Genomic DNA, 22,503 nt, shown 5'->3' with positions numbered 1-22,503 from the left:
ACTAACAGGCGGTCCATCAAGAGCCCCGTCTGGCGAAAGGCGAGAACGACGGCGGCTGCTCGCCTTTCTTCAGCGATGCTCGTCGCGGCCCAATAGGGCATGAGAGATCGTTCGGCTCAATTAGTCGCGGAAATGGGTATAGCGCAGGTCGGAGGCCGAGATTCATCCAGCGGGCAAGCCCCTGTGTCGATGCCGGCTCAATACTCCCCAGAAGTGCCATTTGATCTCCCGCAGTATAGCGCTGTCGCCGGTCTCGTGGCCAACGTGCAGGATGGCGTGATGAAGTTGATGGTTTTGCAACGGTCGCCCTGCTCCTGCCGGACCCGCATCCGGTTCAGGCCGCGACGGGATCGTCGTTTGCCGGCCCCAATCTGCCTATCGCCTGTGCGGATGTGGACGGTCAGTCTCCGGCGCCGGCGCGGCCGATCGAAGGTGGACTTCCGACCGAGGCGACAATTGCCCAGGTGCTGATCTCAAGAATTCTGGTGGTAACCACCGTCCGGCGGGCCGACCGGCTGATCGGGCTGGCGCGCCAATACGGCTCGCCAGCGGCCTTCCGATTGCCGACACCCTCTTGGCCGGCCACGGAACCGGCCTGATAATCCTGCCGCTCATGCTCATGACCGGTTCCAGCTATTCCTCTGCTCCGCCATCGCCCAGTGCTATGCCGCATACCGGGCCGTGGCGGCAATCGAGCCTTGAGGCCTTCCACACGGCCAACCTAAACATTCGAAATTTGACCTTTAGTGTCTCCGACAAAATTACAAGTAATCCAATTGCGCGTCCATACGGTAGCAAGTTTCTTTTCCGAGTCGGACCTCTCGATCAAATAAAATGAGTAATTTGACTTTTTCCGCTCCGAAAAAGGCGCGACCAAGATACCGGATTCCAGATAATGACGACAGGTCACGCTGTCGCCGATCGCCACTCCAAATCCATTGACGGCCGTCTCTATCATAGCGAAATCGTTGCCCATGTAGTGCCGGGTGCGCGGCAACTCGTTCATGTTGATGGAAGAGAGCCATGAATCCCATTCGTTGTCGTCGATCCCATAGAGCAGCGGCACGGTCCTGAGGTCGGCTGGCGACCGCAGCCCCGCGGCAACGGAAGGACTGCAGACCGGAAACAGATCGACGTCGCTGAGCAGGGTTGTGCGTCGGTTCTCCGATATGCCGGTGCCATATCGGATGCATAAATCTACGTCTGAGCCGATGACGGCTTTCCACGACGTCGACGAACGCAACCCCAGCCGGATGCCAGGATGTTTCAAGAGAAATGGGCCTATATTCTTGACCAGCCAAAGAGCCGTCATGGCGGGCGGGCAACTGACAACAACTTCGCCACGGATCTCAGGCGTATCAAGGTCTGCGACCGCATCGGCGATCAAATCAAAGCCCTCCCGCAGCGAGCCCATAGTGCGCAGCCCGGCAGGCGTTAGCGTAAAACTGTTGCCGCGCCGGTCGAGCAGCTTCACCCCCGCATAAGCCTCGAGTGCCTTTATCTGGTGGCTCACAGCACTTTGAGTAACACCCAACTCCTCCGCCGCCCGCGTGATTGAGCCTTGCCTGGCCGTCGCCTCGAACGCGCGTAGCGAATTCAGCGGTGGAAGACGGCGGTGGTTTCTAAGCATTAGTTTTTCTCAGGTTTGACCATGCGAAATTTTCGCTTGTGCCGCTTCCCTTGTCGAGACCATTAATTTGCTCGGACTAAATTCGATAGCTCACGCAGGTACGGCGTAGCGTCTTATCGGCATCAAGTTTCATGATCGGTTGGAGAAAGTGTCAGTGCGTGTTCTGCTGATAAATCCAAACAGCAACCGTGTTTTCACCGACTTGATGGATGAAAATATGGACTCGTTGCGCGCCGACGGCGCTTGCCAGATCGAGTGTGTGACACTCGAAGGCGCGCCCCTTGGCATTGAAACCCAAAGGGACATAGACAGCGTGATCGAACCACTTTGCCGCCTGGTCGTGGCGGAAGCGGCGCGCACCGATGCCTTCGTCATTGGCTGTTTCGCCGATACGGGCCTCTATTCCGCTCGCGAGGTTACGGCCAAGCCGGTACTCGGAATCTGCGAATCCGGATTGTCGACGGCACTCAATTTAGGCGAGCGCTTCGGCGTAGTCTCGACCTCGTCGGAAACACGCAATGCCGAATTGAGACTGGTACGCTCCTACGGCCTCTTGCAACGCTGCGTGGGATTCGAGCCAGTGGACATACCGGTGGCGGAGATACCGACCAGCGCTGCCGCGAAAGAGCGTGTGCTGGCCGCGGCAACGCGGCTCAAGAATGTTGGCGCCGATGTGCTCGTACTCGGTTGTGCCGGCATGGCGCCTTACAAATCGCTTCTGCGAGAAACCTTCAAAGTCCCTGTGGTCGACCCGAGCGTCAGCGCTGTGGCCATGGCGATTGGTATCGTCGCATTGGCATCCGGATGAGCGCGATGCAAGCGTTCGGCGAGCGATTTCTTGCCGGTTACGACAGCGCGCTGGATCTCAACGGGTTCTCCGGCGAGCGGGTCGCAAGCCGCCTTTCTGCTATTGCCGATATCGGCCTCACGGCGGATGGCGGTTCCTGCCGGCTCGGATATTCGAAAGAAGAAAAGCAGGCGAAGGATTTAGTGTGCGAGTGGATGCGTTTGCTGGGGCTCGACGTCCGTTCCGATGCCGCGGGCAATTGCTTCGGTAGTCTTTCCGGCAAGAACGATCGCCTGCCTGTCGTCATTTGCGGGTCACATATCGACACTGTGCCGAACGGCGGGCATTTCGACGGCGTTCTGGGGGTCCTGCTTGCCCTGGAAGTGGTGGAGATGTGGAAGACGACCGGTTATGAACCGGAGCGCCCCTATGAGATCGCCATCTTCTCCGAAGAGGAAGGTAGCAGCTTCAATGTTGGGTTCGTTGGGAGCACCGCAGTGATGGGCGCGCTTCCCGAGGATGGCTTCCGGTCCCTGCGCGACCAGGAAGGGAGGTCCTTTTCTTCGGTCGTGGAGGAAGCAGGCCTCTCGCTTGCGCGTTTTATCGAAGCGCGGCGCGAACCTACCGAAATAGCCGCCTTTGTCGAGTTGCATATCGAACAGGGACTGGTGCTGGAAAGAGAAGGACTTCCTGTCGGCATCGTCAGTGGAATTTGTGGCCTTGTCGCGTTGGAAATAACCGTGAAAGGGCTGGCCGGCCATGCGGGGGCGATGCCCATGCGCTATCGCCGCGATGCTCTTGTGACGGCAAGCCGCATCGTATCGGCGGTCAGCGAGTTGCCGGCCCAGTTCAGCGATACCGCCGTCGCAACTGTAGGCCAGCTCAACGTATTCCCTAATGGCGCCAACGTGATCCCCGGCGAAGTCCGCTTCAGCATCGATATCCGCGACGTCCTGGCGGAGCCCCTGGATAGGTTGGTAGCTCGCATCGTCGAAGTGGCAAGCGAAATTGCCGGCGCAATCAATGTCGAGTTATCCTGGACGAAGACCTTGTCCCTGCCCCCCATACCCGTGGACGGCCGGTTGCGCGCGCAGCAGGCCGTGGCGATGCGCGAAATCAATCTAACGGCTTTTGAACTGCCAAGCGGGGCAGGCCACGACGCCATGATTTTGGGAGCTCGCGTGCCGATTGCGATGTTCTTCGTACGTAGCAAGGACGGCATAAGCCACAATCCGCGCGAATTCTCGTCGCTCGACGATTGCGCGATCGCCGCACAAGCGCTTTCGCGATTTCTTGCAAAGCTTCTTTCCGAAACCGTTTCTTCCTGATTTCAAAGGTACGTCCATGTTCGATCTGGGTATAAAGCGCGCGCATATCGTTGGCGAAAGCCGCGTCGATTTCGGCAATCTCTACGTCACGGACGGCAAGTTCGCCGCGATCAGTTCGGAAGAGCTTTCGGCGCGCGACTCCGTCGATGCCAGTGGCCGGATTGTCTTTCCCGGAGGCGTCGACCCGCATGTCCATTTCAACGATCCGGGCTTTACGGCCGGCGAGGATTTCCAGACCGGATCGATGGCGGCGGTCGCGGGCGGCATAACCACCGTCTTCGAAATGCCGCTCACCAATCCGCTGACCGTCGACAAACCCTCTTTCCTGCTCAAGAAGGGAGAAGCCGCCAAAAAGTCGGTCGCCGATTTCGGGCTCTATCTGGCGCTAACGCCGGATAGTTGCAAGCACGTGGGCGAGTTGATGGCGCTTGAGCCCATCGCGTTTAAAGCCTTCATGTCCTATTCGCCGGAGATCCCGATGGTGAAGGACGGGGAACTCCTTGCCGGCATGCGGGCGATCCGCGCGGCCAACAGCCGGATAGCCGTGCATTGCGAGAACAATGACATTATCACGTTTCTGACGGCCCAGTTGAAGAAAACCGGCCGCAACGACCCTCGCGCCTATGTGGAGAGCCGTCCCGACTACTCGGAATGGGAGGCCGTGCAGCGCGCCGTGACGATGGCGATCATCGCAGGCGTGCATCTCCATGTCGTCCATTCCAGCACGCCGGAAGGCGCGAAATTCGTGGCGGAAGCTCGCCAGGCAGGTCACCCGATCAGCGTCGAGACCGCACAGCATTTCCTCTTTCTCGACGCGGATGATTTCGAGCGCGTTGGCCCATTCGCCCAATGCAATCCGCCGCTGCGTGCTCGAGGCAATGCCGACAAGCTTTGGGAAGCGATCCGCAACGGCCAGATCGACTGCGTCGGCACCGACCACGCGCCCTATACGATCGAGGAGAAGCTGCGCGGCAAAGGCTCGGTCTGGGATACGCCAGCCGGGATGAACAACATTCAAAGCGCCATTCCGCTGTTTTTAGGCGAAGGTATCAAGCGCAGAATCCCCCTCACCAGGCTGGCGAGGGTATATGCGACAGCACCGGCACAACTCTTCAACATCTACCCGAAGAAGGGCGCGATCACGATCGGCGGCGACGCCGACATGTTCCTTTTCGATCCCTCCGAGGAGTGGGTCGTCGATCCCAAGCATACATTCTACAAGCAGAAGTGGACGCCGTTCGAAGGCATGAAAGTGAGCGGACGTGTGAAGCGGACCTGGGTTCGCGGGACGGTCGTTTACGAAGACGCAGCGCCCATAGGAAGCATTGTCGTGGAGCCCGGATTCGGCCAGTTCATTCCGGGTCAGACGGGGAATGCTATGTTTAGTATCCCAAGCGGCAACGCAGCTGTCGCTTGAGCATCGCGTTTTTAGCGGCAGAGACAATCCCAGGAAACCCGGCGCAACAATGAAGGTCCAATCCATCAGGTCAAACAATGGATGCAGATTTGGATCTCGGGACAAAGTCGCTCAGCAAGAATTCCTCGGTTTGATCAGTCGCTCCAGACGAGATGCGGCTAAAGCCGAGTTATGACGGCGCGACCTCTCGGCCGATGGCCCACAAGAAGGCGGCCATCTCGCGTTCGATCGCAGCCACGACCACCGGCGGCTTCTTGTCGGCGGCGCTGAGGCGGCGACAGCGGGTGCAGAGTCGGACCTGCCCCTTCCAGGCATATCCCGGACAGCCCTGGGCAACCCCTCGAGCCGGGCCCTGAGGGTCTCACTGACCCTGGCAGGATAGCGGTAAGTCCATGCCGCTTCCATCAGGGCGCGGCGGGTTACATCACACGTGACAAATGCTTCGCTATACTCTCCCATGGCTCGTCCTCCGTGCGTGTGGATGTCAAACGCCATCCGGAACTGCCCCCTTTGCGTCATGAAGAACTGCCCCCCTTCGGGTTCATGATGTCGGTTGAAGGTTAGTTCCGTCGGTGACGGGTCGGAGGGAGGCGGAGCCGGCCTGTCACCGACGGGCGGCCTGGTGAGGCCGCTGTTTCGCTTGGCGCGGAGCCGGTAGCTATCGACGAACCAGTGCTCCTGCTTCTCGGCCAGGAAGGCACGCACATGCAGCCGTCGCGAATGCCCGAGCGTCGCCACGAACACGAATGCCTTGATCTTCGCCCCGCCGATCTCGACCAGCTCGCCGAAGGCGATCTGCAGCTGTCGCCCCAGCGGCGTCTCGAACCGCGTTGTTGCCAGCGCCTCGGCCCTCAGCGCCTGACGATAGGGCTGCACGGCGCGTTGCAGTGTTCGCCGGCTGACCGCCAAGCCTTTCTCGGCCAGCAGATCCTGGCGCACCACATCCGCATTGCCGCGATGCCGAATGAACCGCTCGCGCGGCCAACCCTCAAGGCCGTCGAGCCGTTTCGGCCGCTCCGGCGACTTGAACGGCTTCACGCCGTCCGCCGCCACGTAGACCTTCACTGTGTAATGGCTGCAGCCCAATTCCCGCGCGATCCGCTTCAGTCCCCACCCGCACGCCTTCAGGCGCAACATCTCCGCCACATCGTCCGGCGTCTTCATCACCTGCCCACGTGGATCACTCCACGACGGGCTTTCCGTGATTCGTTGTTCGTTCATTTGCTCTCTCCTCAGCTATCCACTGAGGGGGCAATTCCTCGTGGCGCCGAGGGGGCAATTTTCCATGACGCGCGACATGTGGATCGGCTCGGCCCATCCGAGCAACCCTCGTCTTTTAATCGCACGAAAGGGCGGGCCACCGATCTCCGCCTCGGAACATGACGTCTAGTATCGTAGCCCCCCGCAGATGAGCTGCCGGTCCGAAGCTGCGGTATCGTGGCAGCGTCAACCCACCAGATCTGGCAGTTCCTGAAAACACGTCAACACACTATTTTTCGAGTGCTGTTAGCGACTAACGGCTCACAAACTCGCGCTCTACCCAGGAATCTTTCGGGACGCGCAAACTCCAAAGCCAATACGGCCACTAGATAGGAGATGCCCATGACAACTCAGATGGGATCGGGACCAGGGGCACTTGCGACAATGCCTGCAAACAGCGAGGCAGATGCTCAAATCGAGCGCCGACTCTGCGAGCTCGCAACTTGCGATTCGGCCTCGATCTGGGAGGCTCAAGACGAACTTTCCAGCGCGATTGCAGAGGCGGGCATGCACTTTGAGGAGCGGGCGTATCCCGTATGTCTCCGACCCCTTGCGATAAGCTGCGGGCTCGCAAATCACCTCAGCGATACCGCTGAGGGGATGATTACACTCCTTGATGTCGCCGCAGAGCTGTATTGCTGCAATGAAGACGTACAGGATTTATTTCCGGCCTATAAAGAGTTGCGCCATTGGATTGCAAGTCTCCCACAACATCGGCCGATTACAAGAATATGCCGACTGGATGGTCTTATAGGTGACGACGGCTATTATAAAATAATTGAAACGAACGCCGGCGGGCCTGGCGGCGTTGTTCAGAACGGTATCGCTGCGAAAGTCTGGAGCCGTGTACCCAACCCATTGACGCATGGCCTTTCACTCGACGTGGACAAGCAGCCTTTCGCGAAAGATCCGAACTGCTTTGTTCGGGAGCTTGTGTCTGCTTATCGGGCTGCGACTGCCAGAGAACTCAAAACCGCCGCCGTAGTCAATTTTCGAGGTCGTTATAAAAACGAAGTAGATTGGATTGTCAAAGGCCTACGAGACATAGGAGTTAAAGCAACGTTGCTAGACATCAGTGCGATGAAGCGAACGTCTCGTGGCCTAGTTGGTTCGGACGGAGAACTCATCGAACTTGTATACAATAAGCTCGATGTAAGAGATGTGATTGAAGCGGTGGAATGTAAAGACTACCTAGATGCCTGCGCGACGCAAGAAGTTGTTTCGATAAACCCCTGGATCGCCGAATGGATACTATCCGACAAGGCGATTCTTGCTGTACTTAGCGATGATCGATTCAGCTCGAACTTCAACGCCGAGCAGATCGAGTTCATTGAACACCATATCCCATGGACCCGTCTTGTTAGAGCGGGGGTAACAACTGACCCAGAAGGGCATCGGATCGAGCTCATCCGATATATCCGGGAGAACAAGGCCAATCTTGTTCTGAAGCCTTCGAATGCGACGCGTGGCGAGCATGTCCTGGTTGGGCGCGTCACTTCCTCAACGGTATGGGAGGAACACATCGACCGAGCCGCGCGCAACCCGTACGTCGTTCAAGAGTATGTCAGGCCCGGAGAGGTTACCGCTCTGCACCCGCCAAGCCGGTCTATCAAGAAAATGCTGTGTGGAATTGACTGTTATGTATTCGGCGGCCGCCTAGCAGGTTTTCAGTCGCGCGCAAGCTTCGATGCTGTGATGAACGTTGGGCGGAGCGGGATTCTATTGCCGGTCGCTACCGACTTAATTTCCACCTGGGCTTGCCAAGATGTCACTCCAGTGAAGAGCTCGGGTTTCGAGTGAGAACTGTCCTAAGGAGTTGTCGCGAAACGTCGGGTAGGCGCACCTACGCCGTTTTCACTTTACTTTTACCAGGAATTGGGGTCAGCGCGCGAGCTGATGTTGCGGAGCGACCCCTTGTGTCTTTCGAATCATGCAGAATCGGGCTGGCGGGTGACCCGAGTCATGACCGTGTCACCCGTTTGCGCCGGAAGCCCGTGCACCCCTTGGTATGAGCCCGTGGTTGAGCAAGGAGCTCCGTCGCATCTTCCATAGCCCGAACGGTTGCAAGGGTACGACCCCGCACCAGCAAGGAAGGGATCAGTTGTCGGCATTGACGTGGCCAAGGATCGACTGGACGTAGCCATTTCGGAAACAGGGGAGTTGTTCGGAGCCGAGAACACCGAAGCCGGTTATGCGGCATTGGTCGAGCGTCTATCGGGCCAGGTGATCGCCGCCATCGGTCTTGAGGCGAGCGGTGGCTATGAGCGGGCTGTGCTCAAGGCGCTATGGCAGGAAGGCCTGCCGGAGCGCCGTATCAATCCGTACAGGCTGCACCAGTTCGCGCGGGGCAGCCGGCATCAACGCCAAGAACGATCGCATCGATGCGCGTTTGATTGCCCGCTTCCCGGCGACGCTACCGGTACATCCGGGTGGAGCTCGACCCGAGTCTGGAACTGGTGATCGAGCATGCCTCGAACCACTTCCGGCGCCGGTTCAGGACGTCGGGGCGATCCTGCTCCATTGCGTGCGCGGACTTTTTTGAATGTCGAGCCGTGGGCGAAGCCAGGCGCTCAAGGCGCGGCGGCTGATCCGCACCTACTGCTCGGCGACGAGCCGCTCCACCATCTCGTCCAGCGTGATGGCCTTTCGCTCCCCGATCGGCCCTACTATGAAGGCTTCATGCGCATCGCGGCGGGAGGCGCGGCGGCGGCCCTGCGGGCGTGGCCAATGTTCACCGATTTTCGTCCGCGCAATCCAGCGGATCGCGCTGGACAATCCGACGCCGAACCGCACCGCCGCTTGCCGTGCCGAGATTCCCCCGTCCGAAGCCTTCAAAATCCGCAACCGAAGCTCCACGCTCAATGCTCTCCCATCGTCCAACTCCATCGAGGGGATGTTGAATCAGCACAAAACGCAGCCGTCACATCACAATTGATTCATCGATCACAGGATGTGCTGAAGACCCATTTATTATCCCTTTGGAACGTCCTCGCCCCGCCATCCCAAGATAATACGACGAATCTGTGATATCGGCCCAAGATAGATAAAGCTACCAACTTTCCATGTGCCGATTTGACGGGGGGGGATCTCTAAACGCTTTGGCTTCCTCTAAAATCCAATTCTTTAGCAACTCAACCTCATGGCGACCAGGCTTCGGATCGGGCTCAATGAGGTAGTATGGTTGGGTATTAGGCAGCGCAAAGCCGCAGACATCAACCAAATCTCCGCACGCAAGCTCACGTTCTACCAGAAAATCGGGAACCAAAGCGAAGCCAGCTCCAGTAACGCAGGCTTCGATCGCCAGATGCATCAAACTGAATGAGAGGGATTTGGAGAGCACGACATGCCCCAAACCGGCTGCAGCAAACCAGGACTCCCAACCTTGGTCATGCCAGCCTGGTTCGTTGAAACTCACTTCGATTAATGGGCCGCTCAAGAGGTCGGCAGGTGTTGCCGTGGGCGGTAATTTCGAAACGAGTGGGGCGGCAGCGACTGCTACCAGGTGGCCGGAAAGGAGTAAAGCCTCTCGATATCCGGGAACCGAGCCCCGGGTATTATAAATAGAAAGGTCGGGCACTTTCTCGGCGGCAGTCCAACGCTGCGGCCTAGCCTGCACAGTAACCGGAATATCGGGATTACTATCAAGGAAACGGCTTATTCTAGGGGCAAGCCATTTAGCCGCAATCGAATGCTGACACCTAATATGAACACCGTTTCTACTCTCCGTCGATCGGGCGGCAGCGCCCGCAGAGATGATATGACAAAAAATGGCATTAACTCGATTGGAGAGTATTCGACCCGTTTCCGTAAGAACAACTCTATTGGCTTCTCGTTTGAACAGAGGGCCGCCCACCCACTCCTCCAGTTGTTTGATCTGGTGACTAATCGCGCCTGGAGTTACCCTCAATTCGCCTCCTGCTCTGGCGAAGCTGAGATGCCGCGCAGCCGCTTCGAAGGCCCGAAGTGCCGGTAACGGGGGAAGAATCTGGGCCATCTTAGGCTCAATCTGATTGATGCTGACTGAGAGGGATATTGGTTTGCGACGTAGCGTTCAAGTGCTCTATCCCTGAATAGCTGTTTGGTGAACACCTACCCGAGGACGTGTTTCGGCGTATTGCCGAGTTAAGTGGAGACCCGAGAGGCGGAACGCCCGGCGCTGCGGGAAGTTGCACCCGAGGACTGAGTGCGTGCCATCTGAATGACAAGTGGCACGCCCGCACAACAGTGGCAGGCCACCAAAATACGCCCTCCATCCTCTGAATCTCATTTTCTACAGGTACAGGATGTCTTCTAATTCGTTAAACGCTGTCTTCGAGCATATTGAGGCGAACCGAACCCGCTTCCTCGATCGTCTGATCGATTACCTTCGGCATCCAAGCGTTAGCGCAGAGAATGTTGGCATCGCCGAAGTTGCAGCTCTGCTGGTGGAAATGCTGACGGATATTGGTCTCGAGACTAATCTGATACCGACAGCGGGGCACCCGATGGTGGTCGCACGCTGGGAAAAGGCTCCGGGCAAACCGACGGTGCTGCTTTACGGTCATTACGACGTGCAGCCGGCTGACCCTATCGACAAATGGCTTTCACCGCCCTTCGAGCCGACTATCCGTGACGGGCGCCTTTACGCCCGCGGTGTGGGCGACAATAAAGGCCAGCATTTTGCGCAAATCCTGGCAATCGAATCCCACCTCAAGGTGCATGGCGCGTTGCCCTGCAACGTCATTCTGCTGCTCGAAGGCGAAGAGGAGATTGGCAGCCCGCACATTGCCGACTTCGTGCGGGCCAACAAAGCCATGCTGAAAGCGGATCTTGCGGTTACCGCCGATGGCCCGCGCCATGCCAGCGATTCTCCCGTGATCAAATTTGGTTCGCGAGGTGAGGTGGCCTTTGAACTGCGCTGCCGCCACGCCAACAGCGATCTGCATTCGGGCAACTACGGCGGCGTAGTGCCCAATCCAATCTGGACGCTGGTGCATCTGCTCGGCACCATGAAGAATGCTGACGGTGAAATCACCATCGACGGTTTCCATGACGACATCGCGTCGCCTTCACAGGAAGATTTGATCGCGGTCGAGCGCCTACCGATCGATATCGAGGCGTTGAAGCGAAAGCTCGATATTTCCCGGCTGGACGCGCCGGAGGAAAGGCCTTTCTACAACCGTCTCTGCTTCCATCCGACATTGACGATCAATGGCTTCCACGGCGGTTACGGCGGCCCCGGAGCCAAGACCGTTCTGCCCAGCGAAGCTGCTGTCAAGTGCGACATCCGACTCGTGGAAGAGCAGGATCCCAAGGACGTCTTTGCCAAGATTGCTGCCCATGTAGAAAAGTACGCGCCCGATGTTCAGCTTATACCTTTAGGGGATATGTACCCTTCGAAAACGTCCATTGCCTCGCCTTTCACCGCGCTGCTGCGTCGAGCATTTGTCGCTGCGCAAGGCGAAGAACCTTTGCTTATTCCAGCCGGCTTCGGCAGCCTGCCGGGCTATGTTTTCACCAAAATTCTCGGAATTCCCGCCTTCGTCACGCCCTATGCAAACCACGACGAAGCAAACCACGCACCAAACGAAAATTTGGAACTCAGCTGTTTCTATAGCGGAATTCGTACTGGTGCTGCATTGCTCCATGAGCTTGAAACCTGAATCAATACAGCATGCCAAAGACAAGCATGTCGTCCAGCCTGTGATGATGAGGTTGTCGGATAGTTCAACTTAGCCGTCTAGGATCGTCTGTACTAACAACCACTGTATGGAGAATGCTATGCAGAGTAATTCACGCGTAACCGGTATAACCCAGTCCAGCAGGGTAGCTATGATACAGTCGGTTCGATTGCGACGAACGTTGCGGACGGCTTCACGATGATTGCAGTCGGCGACGTCATTGTGTCGCGGTCGCTCACCAAAGGCCAGCATCCCGGCTTCAGCGACATCGTCAAGATCCTCCATGGCGCCGATGTCACGTTTGGCAATTTGGAAACCAACATCTTCGATATCCGATCGTTCAAGGGAAGTCCGCAAGCTGAGTATGGCGGTGCATACCTTGTTAGCCCACCGGAGATCGGACCAGATCTGAAGGCGATGGGATTCAACATTGTCAGTCGTGCAAATAATCATGCGCTGGATTGGGGCGTTGAAGGCATGCGCGAGACGGGTCAACTGCTTGATCAGAACGGTATCGTTCATGCAGGTGCGGGCGAGAATCTCGCGCAAGCAGGCGCTGCCCGCTTTCTGGAGACCGCACGCGGTCGCGTGGCGTTGGTCTCATTTGCCGCAAGGTACACACCTATGTCTCGCGCGTGCGATCCCGCTGGAGAAGCGCCAGGCAGACCAGGAGTCAACGCCCTTCGTCTAGCGGTTAGTATCTTGGTCCCGCCGGCGATGCTCGAGAGCTTGAAGCGGCTACGCGATACTTTGCCCGCTCCAGATCCGGCCCGCGAAGATCCAAAAAGGGTCGTATTCACTCCAGATCCCTACCATGGAGGTGTGACATATGAAACGGGCGACAAGCCCGGTTACAGCTACGAGCCCGACCCGCGCGATGTCACTGATATTCTACGAAGCATTCGCCGGGGCAAGCAGTTCTCCGACTTCTGCATCGTAACTAGCCACTGTCATCAGCCCGGGAACTGGAGCCAGGAGCCGCCCAACTACGAACAATCGTTTGCGCATCGGCTAATTGATGCGGGAGCGGACGCATATGTGGGGCATGGGCCGCATCAGTTGCGAGGCATCGAGATCTACAAGGGCAGGCCGATCTTTTATAGCTTGGGGAATTTCATCTATGACGACCTCCGAACCCCCGTGGGGGCTGACATGTTCGCCGCTTATGGCAAAGACCCACGGATCGACACGGATGCAGAAGTGACGGTCGCGGAAGAGGCAAGAGGATTTAACGATCCGGTCATCTACGAGAGCATCGTGACGGTTAGCCGGTATGAGGAGAACCATCTTGCAGAATTGCGGCTCTATCCAATCGAACTCGGTTTTTCGAAGAGGTTTGCTAACCGGGGATTGCCGCGGCTCGCTTTACTGCCACAAGCAAGTGCCATTCTGGAGCGGCTACAAAAGCTCTCGAAGCCATTTGGGACCGAAATCACCATCGACAACGGCGTTGGAGTGATCAGATTGCAGTCTATCTCGCCACAGTAATCTGGTCCGGCTCGGGGCAAATGCCGCACGTTCGCGGTCGAGATAGCGGCAGGCATCCAAATGGCACATCGCGCTTCAGCGCCTCTGTTGCGCAACGGAGGTGCCCATCGCGGCGGTTTGGCGTTCGGCTAAGACGGCTCGGATCAAGCAATTGATCCTGAACCACTGACCGACAAATAACCTGACTCGTGACTGCAATGGAACATGGCAGCATGCGGCGCTGCACTGGCGCTGGGCGTGCAGGAGTTGAGGGTCAGCGGAATACTGCGGGAATGATTCTCTGTGCACCGGTGGCCTGGAGTATCTGTTGATCGATAGATTTCGGATGAAATATCCGCTGCCATGCGCCATGGCCGGCCCGGTGCTTTCGGAAATGATTCTTCGCTGGCCGACCCCGCTCGCCTATGGAGCGCATAAACGACCCGAGCCGATGACGACGGTAGCGCCGGCGATCATCGTCATGTCGGGCACCGCCGAAGACGATCAAGGCGAGCAGGACGGACCAGAGGAGCGCCGTATAGTGGAATGGCGCGACGAAGGAAAGCGAGAAGCTTGTCGGGCGGTCTGTCGCGTCCTGGCGCCGTGTTGGCCGGCGTGGTTTTCGCCAGGGTGCGTTCTTTAAACTCCAGATCGGCGTGCAAGTAGATGTGGGTGGTCTCGACCTGTCCGTGGCCAAGCCACAGCGCGATCACCGAGGTGTCGACGCCGGCACGCAGCAGTCGCATTGCCGCGGTATGCAAGGTGTGCAGTGTGAGCATTTTCCGCTGCAGCGACGGACAGTTTCTGGCAGCGATTTCGACACACCTCGCGAGCCGGTGCTCGAGAGCGTCGCGGCTGATCATCCTACCAGTCTGTGTAGGGAAGAGGGGATCGGCCGGCTGCCCGGCACGTTCGGCCAGCCAGACGCGCAGCACGGCGGCCATGTTGGAGGTAAGGGGTGTGATCCCCTGCTTTCGCCCCTTTCCGATACAGCTGACATGAGCGCCGGAACCGAGATGGATATCGGCGCAGTGAGGGCCGATCAGTTCGGACGCCAGCAGGCGGGTTTGGGCAGCGAGCCGAAGCAACGCGTGGTCGCGCCGCCCGGTCCAGGTCGACCGCGCGGGGGCGGACAGCAATACATCGAGTTCCTCCTCCGTCAGGATCGTCACAAGCCGTCGCTCAAAACGCTTAGGCGGAATCGCGAGCACCCGTTCGATTGTCGCGGCGTACTCGAGGTAACGAAGGGCGGCGAACCGGAACAACGACCGGATTGCGGCAAGCCGCGCATTCCGGCTCCGCGCGCTGTTGCCTCGATGACGCTCGAGGTGATCGAGGAAGCCGCCGACACACCGGGCATGGAGGTCGTAGAACTCCAGCTTGGAAGGTGTCATGCCGCGCGGCGGCGAAGACCAGCATCAGCCGCAGGGTGTCCCGATAGGCGGCGAGCGTATGCGGGTTGGCTTGCCGCTGCCGGATCAGGCGGTCGGTGAAGAACGCCTGCAAAGTCGCGCTGAGGGCGGTCATGCGCCGCCTCCGATCCGTCGTTCCAGACGATCACCGGCCAGTTGCAGCAATTCCGGTGCCGCCGAGAGATACCAGTACGTCTTGCCGGATCGACGTGACCGAGAAAGGTCGACAGCAGGGCAAGTCGGCGCCCCGGGTCGCCGCCGTCGCGATAAGCATCAAGAAGCGTGCGAACGGCAAACGCGTGCCGCAGGTCGTGGAGCTGTGGTCGACAACCTGCCGAGCGCGGGGCGATGCCGACGCGACAGACGAGCTTCTGGAACGTGTTTTGAACGTTCACCAGCCTGGTGCCGGCCGGTGAGACGAACAGGGCAGGCGTGTTCGGCGGCCGGCGGGGTCGATCTCGCCGGCGCAGATAATTGCCGAGGGGCCGCAACAGTGCTCGGATGTACGCCAACTCGCGGGATTTTGCGGACTTTGCGCGCCGAATGGTGAGGCCGCCGCCGACCGCATCGAAGTCGTCGCGGTCCAGGCCGATCGCTTCTCCAACCCGCATTCCGGTCACGGCCAGCAAGCCGCTCAGGGTCCGGTAGGTTGCTTCCCGATGCGGCGTGCGCAAGGCCGCGGTTGCCGTCATCAAGGCGATGACGTCCTCCTGCGAATAGAGGTAGGGCGTCGCTCGGCAAGATCGCCCCTGCAACGGATCACATGGCGGCACCTCGGTTGCCGACTCGATTCCGCGCCGATGAGTCGCAAAGCGGCGAACGACGGAAAGTCGCGCCGACATCCAGCTTCGATCGGCGCCTGCCGGCAGCATCCCCCAAGTGAGAGCCGTCTTGGTGGTCAGGTGGTCTTCGCCCTGCTCCTCGAGGTAGGTGAGGAACTGGGCAAGAAGCGCGACGGCGGGCGCGGCCGCTTCTTCAACGCGACAACGACCGCACTGCTCGATCATCTCAAACATTATTGCGAGATTATCGAAATCGGACATGAAGCCTGGCGCTTCAAGAACCGCGGCTGATCACCACATCGTCCAAGACGATCCGCGCTCGCCGGGCTTCGCAACCCGGACCAGCTCCGCCCAGCGAGCGCTAAGCGCGACGCGCTGCAGCCAATTTTAGTCGGGGATATTCGCTGCGGCCAAGCAAGATACCTTCTCAAAGCAAAACTGGCTTATTATCGGTGTAGCACCGCCAAGGTGCTCTACTGGGCGCATTTGCTGGGCGCGATTGACAAATCCTTTGAGTGGGCCGACGTAGGCCAGACAGCGATATCCGCAACATCGCTTCGCCGCAGGCGCCTGCCCGCCCGGCTTACACAGGCGCCGGCATCGATTGCTGATGAGGTCGTCATTCGTCGCTTCAATGAATGGTGCGGCCATGCTGGTTATGGACGTGCATGGACGATCTCCACATAAGGGCAGGCTGGGGCATCAACCGCCTCTCGTCGAAACCACACAACCTCTCCTTTTTCTCGGCAGTACGCTCCACGCTCAATGCGACCGGGATCAAGGATAACAACCGCAGCCTGCTCGCCATGGTGCTGCCAAAACAGCACCACGCGAACGGCGAAGATCATCAAGGTCGATGGTATGGAACAGCCCTTCGAAACGGCATCGAAGGCGCGTGCCTGGTCGTGCTGAACACCACAAAGAGAAGGAAACGATCTATGGAACAGATTGCCACCGTCGGCCTGGATCCGGGCGCTCACGTCAATTCATGGGAGGCCAAGGGTGCCTCTTTGCAGGATCGGAATTGCTCCCATCCTGCTGCGCGAAGATTACACTCGAAGCAGGTCCCGCAACCGAAACCCCAGCTATGTCGATGCTCTCGGTCTCCGCTATAGCAGGCGTGACTTTCTTCGCAGATGAGCTTCACCAGCGCCTCGCCGGCCAGCGAATCCGCCAGCGCCCAGGTCTGCGCCGTCCAGCCGCATAAGGGGTGTGTGAATGACGAAACGCGTCTCCATTCCAAGGTTTAGGGCAAGTTGCATCGCTTTAACTGCGTCATCTCGACAATCCGGGTAGCCGAAACGATCCATCTCGGACACGCCGATCACGAGGTGTTTTGCACCGATCCGGTAAGCTATCGCGGCCGCAAAGCCGAGGAACAGAAGGTTGCGCCCAGGCACGAAGGTATTTGCTAGACCGTTCGCGTTCACTGCGAACTCGACATCGTGTGAGCGCGGTATCACTGATTTGGCCGAGCACGGTCATGTCAATCATGTGGTCCTCGCCTAGTCGTCCACCCCAGGCCGGAAAGTCTTTTCGAATGCGCCCGAGCAGGTATGGCCGCACATCGAGCTCGATCCGGTGCTGCTGCCCATAGTCGAAGCCGATTGTCTCGACGCGCTCGAAGTTCTCCAGCGCCCAAGTCAGGCAGGTTGTCGAATCCTGCCCGCCGGAGAAAAGGACGAGTGCGGTTCCCGAATCTCGTTGCATCAGGTCAACCCTCGTATTCAGCCCAGCGCAGCGGCGTCTCATAGACCGTTACCGAGCACATCTGGCCAACAAGCGGCTTGGTTTGGTTCCAGATCCAGACTGCAATGTTTTCCGCGGTCGGATTTTCGAGACCCTCAATCTCATTCAGATACTGATGGTCGAGACGTTGCAGAAGCGGTCCGAACACAGCCTCAACATCGAAGAAATCGATGACAAAGCCCGTGTCTGGATCGACAGGCCCGTCCAGACGCAGTTCCACACGGTATGAATGGCCATGCAAGCGGTGACAGCGGTGGGTCTCTGGCACGCGCGGAAGACGGTGCGCTGCCTCGAAGGTGAACACTTGCGTAATTTTCATGGGATCCCGAGGAACTTGTGGGTTTGCAGGCTCAAGCGCCAACGTGGGTTGGCAAGACAATAGGCCGCTGCGGCAGCCGTATTCGCATCGCGCCCGAGCCCATCCATTGGCTGAAGCAAAAGGTGCCCAAACGAGAGAACTTGGAAATGTTCGGGCTCCGCGCCGATCTGAGGGTATACAAGCTTAGCTCGTCCCCTGCCGTGACCACGAGGCGTGCATTGCATTTCGGACTGACGCACAGCCAGTCGACGCCGGCGAGCGTGGGAATGGTACCGTTGGTCTCCACGGCAATCTCAAACGCCAAGGAATGCAGCGCTTCCAGGAGTTGTTTATCGATCTGGAGGAGGGGTTCTCCTCCGGTGAGCACGACAAGACGCTGCCCAGGTCTCGACCCGCGCCAGGCTTGCTCGACCGCCAACGCAAGCTCCCGCGCGGTGGCAAAATGTCCGCCACCGGGGCCATCTACCCCAACAAAATCAGTGTCGCAGAATCCGCAGAATGCTCTTTGCCGGTCGCCTTCACGTCCCGACCAAAGGTTACAACCGGCGAAACGACAAAATACGGCAGCCCGCCCGGCATTTCGTCCTTCACCTTGAAGAGTGTAGAAAATTTCCTTGACCGCATATGACATTGCTTAAGCGGCCTGCGAGTGAGTAACGGAACATCTCTGCCGGCTTCTGAGACGCGGCAAAAGGTGGGAGATGACCCACCGCACGCTTTCCAGCTCGTTCCACCGTCGGGGCCCGATGCGGAAAACCTACACGCCCGAACTCCGCGCGGAATCAGGTTTCAGCGGGTGGAAGCGGTGGGGAAGGGTCTCTGGCTCCTCGAAGCCTATCATCATGAGAAAGGGTTCGATCACGTCGCTCATGGCGATGATGCCTTGACGAGGACCACACGTGAGAATCCTGGCGTCTCGTCGGAAGCCTGCCTCACAGCACGGAAGAACTCGCTCATCAGCCGCAAGCCGCGCTCCAGAATGAGGCGGTCGAGCGATGAGTATGTCGTGTGCGGCGGCATAGCGGCGAGAAAATCCGCCATGTCCTCATCGGTGATCTGAAGGGCTTCATCGATGGTCTTGCCGACGATGAATTCGGCAAGCGACGAGGAAGCGGTTATGTCCGAGCCGCGGCCGAAGGTCTGGACCGCTGCGGCGGAGATCGTTTGCGTCTTACGGTCGAAAGCCATCGTCAATTTGAGCCCATCGCCGTAGGCGATGGCGCCGACCTTGCCGGCCGCTTTGGGGATGTCCAAAGCGCCGACGTTATTGGGGTTGATGAAATAGACCTTGTCGCTGATGAGGTAGACGTTCTCGGTATCATCCCGCACGGCGCCGATCCTTGTCGTCATGGCGCCTAGCCGAAGGACTTGCCGCAGGCGCATTTGTCCCCAGCATTGGGATTGTCAAAGACAAAGCCCGAGGACTCCAGGTTCGTCACGAAGTCAACGGTCATGCCGGCGAGATGCGGCTGGGAGCTTGAGTCGATGAACACCTTGACCCCGTTCGCCTCCATGATGGCATCCCCCTCGCGCGAGACGCTTTCCAGACCCATCTGGTATTTGAGGCCGGCGCAGCCGCCCGGCTCGACCATGATGCGAAAGCCTTCTGCCGGTTCGTCGGCGCGGGAAAGCGCGGCCTTGACGGCGGTGACAGCGTTTTCAGTGAGTGTGATCATGGGACTATTTTCTCGCTGATGCGTTCGCAAGCCACGCTGCACAGAACGTGCCAGAGAGGAAATTGTATTAAAACAACCGGTTGGCTGATTTTGCGCCCTGTCTCACATCCAACAATTTGTCGGATGTCCGACTGAGTGAAACCTTGCGTACAAAAAGCGGCATCGGACAAATCGCCAACGTCGTCGCCTGAGCCAGCCTGCGTTTTCGATCATATGAATGTGGACCGTGCTGCGCTCCAAAAGCCCCGCCGTCGTCACCACCGGTCGGTGGCGAACACCGTGTTTGTCGATGACGCTTCGATCGTGCCTTCTCGAAGCAGGCGCCTTCCGCGTCACCTCGTGATGGCGAACACCACTCGCGTGCTCGGCCCGTGGCCGCAGTGCGGCCGTCCCCTCGCGACGGCCGACTGAGGCATTGTAAATGCCGTCAAGCCAGGTGGGCCAACGCCGCCCAGGGAACAGCGAAATCACGGCCACGGCGACCACGGCCATGACTAGAGGCCGCGGTCATTTCCAGTTCTGGCGTCAGTTCAGGGTCTGGCGCGCTCCGTTCCGAAATAAAGCTCAAGCGAGTCACCAGTCTCGCCGAGACATCTAGGGAGAGAAATTGCCATATGCTACAGCTACTCGTCGGCAATGATCCGTCACGGGCGACGTAGACAAATACCAAAGCGTCGCGGGTTGCCATCATGCTGGAAAAACCGGTGCGGTTGTGTCAGTCGCCCGCCAACATGCCGCCGATAGCGTTGCCCCAAAGGCGGGTACTGACTGTCACGCTATCCGAAGCGGCGTCGCTATGGCGTCAATGTCTTCTGGTACAGGAGGGCTGGGTTCCACACTGCGAGACCAGCCCCGCGTTATGGTATTGCTCCAAGGAACCAAGGGACGATCCGCCTGTGCGCTCGGCTCGAGGGTATGATCCGGTCTATGAGGGCAAATCGATGCAAGGGATGATTGACCTCATCCAGAGAGGTTTCTTTCCAGGGGGATCGCGCGTCCTCTGTGCTCATCTCGGCGGCGCGCCGGCGATCAACGGTTACGGCTATACCTTTCGCGACGGCTGACGCTCAACAGATTTCGGTTGCGCCAGTCCTACCGTGCCGATGTCCACAAAGCATTCCGCCGATTTGCGAATGAGCCCCAGCATCAAACTGCAGACGGATGTGCTCTTCATCTTGACGGCCTGCGTGGCGATGAGGCGGCTATGGCAAAGCTCGAGCGCTTCGGCATCGCGTGGGCAGCTAGAACTGGTGGGCGACCTGCAGCCTCGCCTGCTGGTGAACACCTGAATGCGCGAGACCGGATAGCCCGATTTGAGTGCCAACTTTGAACGGAGATGGTCCGCTACTGTGGCGCAGGCAATCATTGGCAATGCTGCACAAGGCCGTTCTCGCGCTTCATGACTTTGTCACGAAGCCTGAGTGACGCCAGAGGAGCCGGCGGCGACGTCATTGCCGACTACAGCATCGATGGAAACTTCGATGATATTCAGCGACTCGTCGATGATCTCGTCTGATATCGTCAACGGGACGAGGAAGCGGAGGACGTTGAAGTGCCGGCCGGCTGAAGCAAGCAGCAAACCGCGGTCAGCAGCTTCCTTGATCACCTTGACGGTAAGGGATCGCGCAGGCTTGCGCGTCTCTTCGTCCTCAACCAGTTCGACACCGATCATTGCGCCTAGCCCGCGGGTGTCACCAATCACCGAGCGGTTTCTCTTCTTCTGAATTCGCTGAAAGCCCCTTAAGGCGCTCACCGACCTTGAGGAGGTTTTCCTTGTCGATGACATCCAGCACCGCCAATGCTGCCGCACATGCCAGCGGATTGCCCGCGTATGTTCCGCCCAAGCCGCCGACGCCAACGCAATCCATGATCTCGGCTTTGCCGACCACTGCCGCAATCGGTAGGCCTGCCGCCAGACTCTTAGCCATCAGGATCAAGTCAGGTTCGACGCCAGTGTGTTCGATTGCAAAAAGGCGCCCGCTCCTGCCCATCCCGCACTGAACCTCGTCGGCTACAAGGACAATCCCATGGCGGTCGCAGAGACGCCGGATACCAACCATGAACGCAACGGGCGCGGGGATGTACCCGCCTTCGCCGATAAGCGGTTCGATGACCATCGCCGCGACCGCGCTGGGCTCAATTTCGGTTTCGAATAGCGTCTCCAAGGCCGACAGGCAGTGCTCGACGCCGACCCCCCGATAAAGATCCGGGTAGGGTGCGCGATAGATGCTGCCTGGAAAAGGTCCGAATGACTGTTTGTAAGGATTGACCTTACCCGTCATCGCCATGGTCAGGAGTGTGCGACCGTGAAACGCGCCGCCAAACACAATGATCCCGCGGCGCTTTGTGTAAGCACGCGAAATCTTGACCGCATTTTCAACCGCCTCAGCACCGGTCGTGAGGAGCAAGGTCTTGGCTGGTCCGCCAACCTTGCATCGCTCGTTCAGCCGCTCGGCAAGTTGGATATAACTTTCATAAGGAGCGGACCCGAAGAACGTGTGGCTGAACCGGTTCAGCTGAGCCTGTACCGCATCGACGACCTCAGGATGCGAGTGTCCGACCGCGAGAGCGCCCGTTCCACCTTCCCTCTACGTCCCAGAGCTCGCATTTTGCGCCCGATCAACATATATCGGGAAAGACATGGACGCGCCTGCGGAAACCGCGGCCTTGCGACGCTCATCCAGAGCAAGATTAGATACCATCCGAGTACACTCCTATTGCCGACCGAAACACCCGAGAGCACTTTTAGCGACAAAGTCGTTCCTCAGCTCTTCGAGTCACGAGATTGCTTGGTTCGCGCCTTCCGGCCCATAGAGAGACTGAATGCAAGCGCTGCGCCATTTACATTAAGTCGTTTAATCACATCACTTTTTTCATAGGCGGCGTTGCCCCTGCCAAAACGCGCACCTTTCTTCTGTAAGAACCTGGGCAAGAATGTCGGAACGCCGACCAAAAAATGCACGGTTGACCGTTCACCAGGGCGACAATTCCGACGGCTCATGGGGATTGCCACTTC

18 protein-coding genes and 5 pseudogenes are annotated in these 22,503 nt (G+C 58.6%); 8 read left to right on the top strand and 15 right to left on the bottom strand.

Translation table 11 applies throughout. The annotated features are described in order from the left end of the window. Positions 1–721 precede the first annotated feature (721 nt). Positions 722–1,630 carry a LysR family transcriptional regulator gene (locus A9K66_RS08490; protein ID WP_067322228.1) on the bottom strand — a complete coding sequence of 303 codons (909 nt, stop codon included), beginning with the start codon at positions 1,628–1,630 and terminating at the stop codon, positions 722–724. A gap of 154 nt (positions 1,631–1,784) precedes the next feature. On the opposite strand from A9K66_RS08490, the gene A9K66_RS08485 reads away from it, so the two are divergent. The 3 genes from A9K66_RS08485 to allB are packed head-to-tail and all read left to right on the top strand — an operon-like array spanning position 1,785 to position 5,162. Continuing rightward, positions 1,785–2,438 (top strand): aspartate/glutamate racemase family protein, encoded by a 654-nt coding sequence (locus A9K66_RS08485; RefSeq protein ID WP_156315357.1) that lies wholly within the window; start codon positions 1,785–1,787, stop codon positions 2,436–2,438. 5 nt (positions 2,439–2,443) lie between these two features. Further along, positions 2,444–3,745, top strand: a complete 1,302-nt coding sequence (locus A9K66_RS08480) for a Zn-dependent hydrolase (protein ID WP_067322324.1) — start codon at positions 2,444–2,446, stop codon at positions 3,743–3,745. A gap of 16 nt (positions 3,746–3,761) precedes the next feature. Next, the gene (allB, locus tag A9K66_RS08475; protein WP_067322225.1) at positions 3,762–5,162 is read left to right on the top strand and encodes an allantoinase AllB; all 1,401 of its coding nucleotides are present in this window, start codon (positions 3,762–3,764) and stop codon (positions 5,160–5,162) included. Between the two features lie 169 nt (positions 5,163–5,331). Here the strand turns inward: allB and A9K66_RS29275 are convergent. Further along, positions 5,332–5,579 (bottom strand): annotated as a pseudogene (locus A9K66_RS29275) (IS110 family transposase); the annotation flags it as partial. A 1,185-nt stretch (positions 5,580–6,764) separates the two neighbouring features. Here A9K66_RS29275 and A9K66_RS08465 point away from each other — a divergent pair. Together A9K66_RS08465 and A9K66_RS08460 are read left to right on the top strand one after the other, a co-directional pair. Then, positions 6,765–8,222 (top strand): glutathionylspermidine synthase family protein, encoded by a 1,458-nt coding sequence (locus tag A9K66_RS08465; protein WP_197093084.1) that lies wholly within the window; start codon positions 6,765–6,767, stop codon positions 8,220–8,222. Between the two features lie 315 nt (positions 8,223–8,537). Next, positions 8,538–8,882: a hypothetical protein gene (locus A9K66_RS08460; protein ID WP_067322217.1), complete on the top strand. Its 345-nt coding sequence runs from the start codon at positions 8,538–8,540 to the stop codon at positions 8,880–8,882. 10 nt (positions 8,883–8,892) lie between these two features. Here A9K66_RS08460 and A9K66_RS08455 read toward each other — a convergent pair. Next, positions 8,893–9,308: pseudogene (locus A9K66_RS08455) on the bottom strand (helix-turn-helix domain-containing protein); the annotation flags it as partial. A 163-nt stretch (positions 9,309–9,471) separates the two neighbouring features. Further along, positions 9,472–10,416 (bottom strand): LysR substrate-binding domain-containing protein, encoded by a 945-nt coding sequence (locus A9K66_RS29270; RefSeq protein WP_082953775.1) that lies wholly within the window; start codon positions 10,414–10,416, stop codon positions 9,472–9,474. 289 nt (positions 10,417–10,705) lie between these two features. Here A9K66_RS29270 and A9K66_RS08445 point away from each other — a divergent pair, with 289 nt between their 5' ends. Together A9K66_RS08445 and A9K66_RS08440 are read left to right on the top strand one after the other, a co-directional pair. Next, positions 10,706–12,064, top strand: coding sequence for a M20/M25/M40 family metallo-hydrolase (locus tag A9K66_RS08445; RefSeq protein WP_067322211.1), 1,359 nt, complete (start codon positions 10,706–10,708; stop codon positions 12,062–12,064). Positions 12,065–12,280: 216 nt separating this feature from the next. Then, positions 12,281–13,570, top strand: a complete 1,290-nt coding sequence (locus A9K66_RS08440) for a CapA family protein (protein ID WP_082953774.1) — start codon at positions 12,281–12,283, stop codon at positions 13,568–13,570. A 458-nt stretch (positions 13,571–14,028) separates the two neighbouring features. On the opposite strand, the gene A9K66_RS08435 is transcribed toward A9K66_RS08440, so the two are convergent. From A9K66_RS08435 to A9K66_RS08400, 9 genes and pseudogenes are all read right to left on the bottom strand, one after another. Next, positions 14,029–14,943, bottom strand: a complete 915-nt coding sequence (locus A9K66_RS08435; RefSeq protein WP_280944330.1) for a tyrosine-type recombinase/integrase — start codon at positions 14,941–14,943, stop codon at positions 14,029–14,031. Next, positions 14,940–16,004, bottom strand: coding sequence for a tyrosine-type recombinase/integrase (locus A9K66_RS31465; RefSeq protein ID WP_280944329.1), 1,065 nt, complete (start codon positions 16,002–16,004; stop codon positions 14,940–14,942). The genes A9K66_RS08435 and A9K66_RS31465 overlap by 4 nt, the downstream gene beginning before the upstream one ends. Positions 16,005–16,399: 395 nt before the next feature. Further along, on the bottom strand, positions 16,400–16,723 hold the full coding sequence (locus A9K66_RS30170; RefSeq protein ID WP_156315359.1) for a hypothetical protein: 324 nt from the start codon (positions 16,721–16,723) through the stop codon (positions 16,400–16,402). After that, positions 16,720–16,908, bottom strand: a complete 189-nt coding sequence (locus A9K66_RS31610) for a 7-cyano-7-deazaguanine synthase (RefSeq protein ID WP_348626429.1) — start codon at positions 16,906–16,908, stop codon at positions 16,720–16,722. Before A9K66_RS31610 ends, A9K66_RS30170 begins: the two co-directional genes overlap by 4 nt. Then, a pseudogene (locus A9K66_RS08425) lies at positions 16,853–17,453 on the bottom strand (7-cyano-7-deazaguanine synthase). Before A9K66_RS08425 ends, A9K66_RS31610 begins: the two are co-directional and overlap by 56 nt. A 4-nt stretch (positions 17,454–17,457) precedes the next feature. Continuing rightward, the gene (gene queD / locus A9K66_RS08420) at positions 17,458–17,811 is read right to left on the bottom strand and encodes a 6-carboxytetrahydropterin synthase QueD (RefSeq protein ID WP_067322200.1); all 354 of its coding nucleotides are present in this window, start codon (positions 17,809–17,811) and stop codon (positions 17,458–17,460) included. Further along, positions 17,808–18,442, bottom strand: a pseudogene (queE, locus tag A9K66_RS08415) (7-carboxy-7-deazaguanine synthase). Before queE ends, queD begins: the two are co-directional and overlap by 4 nt. A 236-nt stretch (positions 18,443–18,678) precedes the next feature. After that, entirely contained in the window at positions 18,679–19,161 is a 483-nt protein-coding gene (locus tag A9K66_RS08405) for an iron-sulfur cluster assembly scaffold protein (protein ID WP_156315360.1), read from the bottom strand. 5 nt (positions 19,162–19,166) lie between these two features. Next, positions 19,167–19,487: an iron-sulfur cluster assembly accessory protein gene (locus tag A9K66_RS08400; RefSeq protein ID WP_067322196.1), complete on the bottom strand. Its 321-nt coding sequence runs from the start codon at positions 19,485–19,487 to the stop codon at positions 19,167–19,169. Positions 19,488–20,375: 888 nt separating this feature from the next. Here A9K66_RS08400 and A9K66_RS29260 point away from each other — a divergent pair. Further along, positions 20,376–20,551, top strand: a pseudogene (locus A9K66_RS29260) (aminocyclopropane-1-carboxylate deaminase/D-cysteine desulfhydrase family protein); the annotation flags it as partial. A 344-nt stretch (positions 20,552–20,895) separates the two neighbouring features. Here A9K66_RS29260 and A9K66_RS31605 read toward each other — a convergent pair. Then, on the bottom strand, positions 20,896–21,273 hold the full coding sequence (locus tag A9K66_RS31605) for an aminotransferase class III-fold pyridoxal phosphate-dependent enzyme (protein WP_343221238.1): 378 nt from the start codon (positions 21,271–21,273) through the stop codon (positions 20,896–20,898). Continuing rightward, positions 21,179–22,003 carry an aminotransferase class III-fold pyridoxal phosphate-dependent enzyme gene (locus A9K66_RS31600; protein ID WP_343221252.1) on the bottom strand — a complete coding sequence of 275 codons (825 nt, stop codon included), beginning with the start codon at positions 22,001–22,003 and terminating at the stop codon, positions 21,179–21,181. The genes A9K66_RS31605 and A9K66_RS31600 overlap by 95 nt, the downstream gene beginning before the upstream one ends. Positions 22,004–22,503: the final 500 nt, after the last annotated feature.

Origin of the sequence: Mesorhizobium sp. AA23, assembly GCF_001672435.1 — a bacterium.
Classification (GTDB): Bacteria; Pseudomonadota; Alphaproteobacteria; order Rhizobiales; family Rhizobiaceae; genus Mesorhizobium.
Note: the sequence above shows the minus strand (reverse complement) of the source record. Positions and strands in the feature narration are given on the sequence as shown.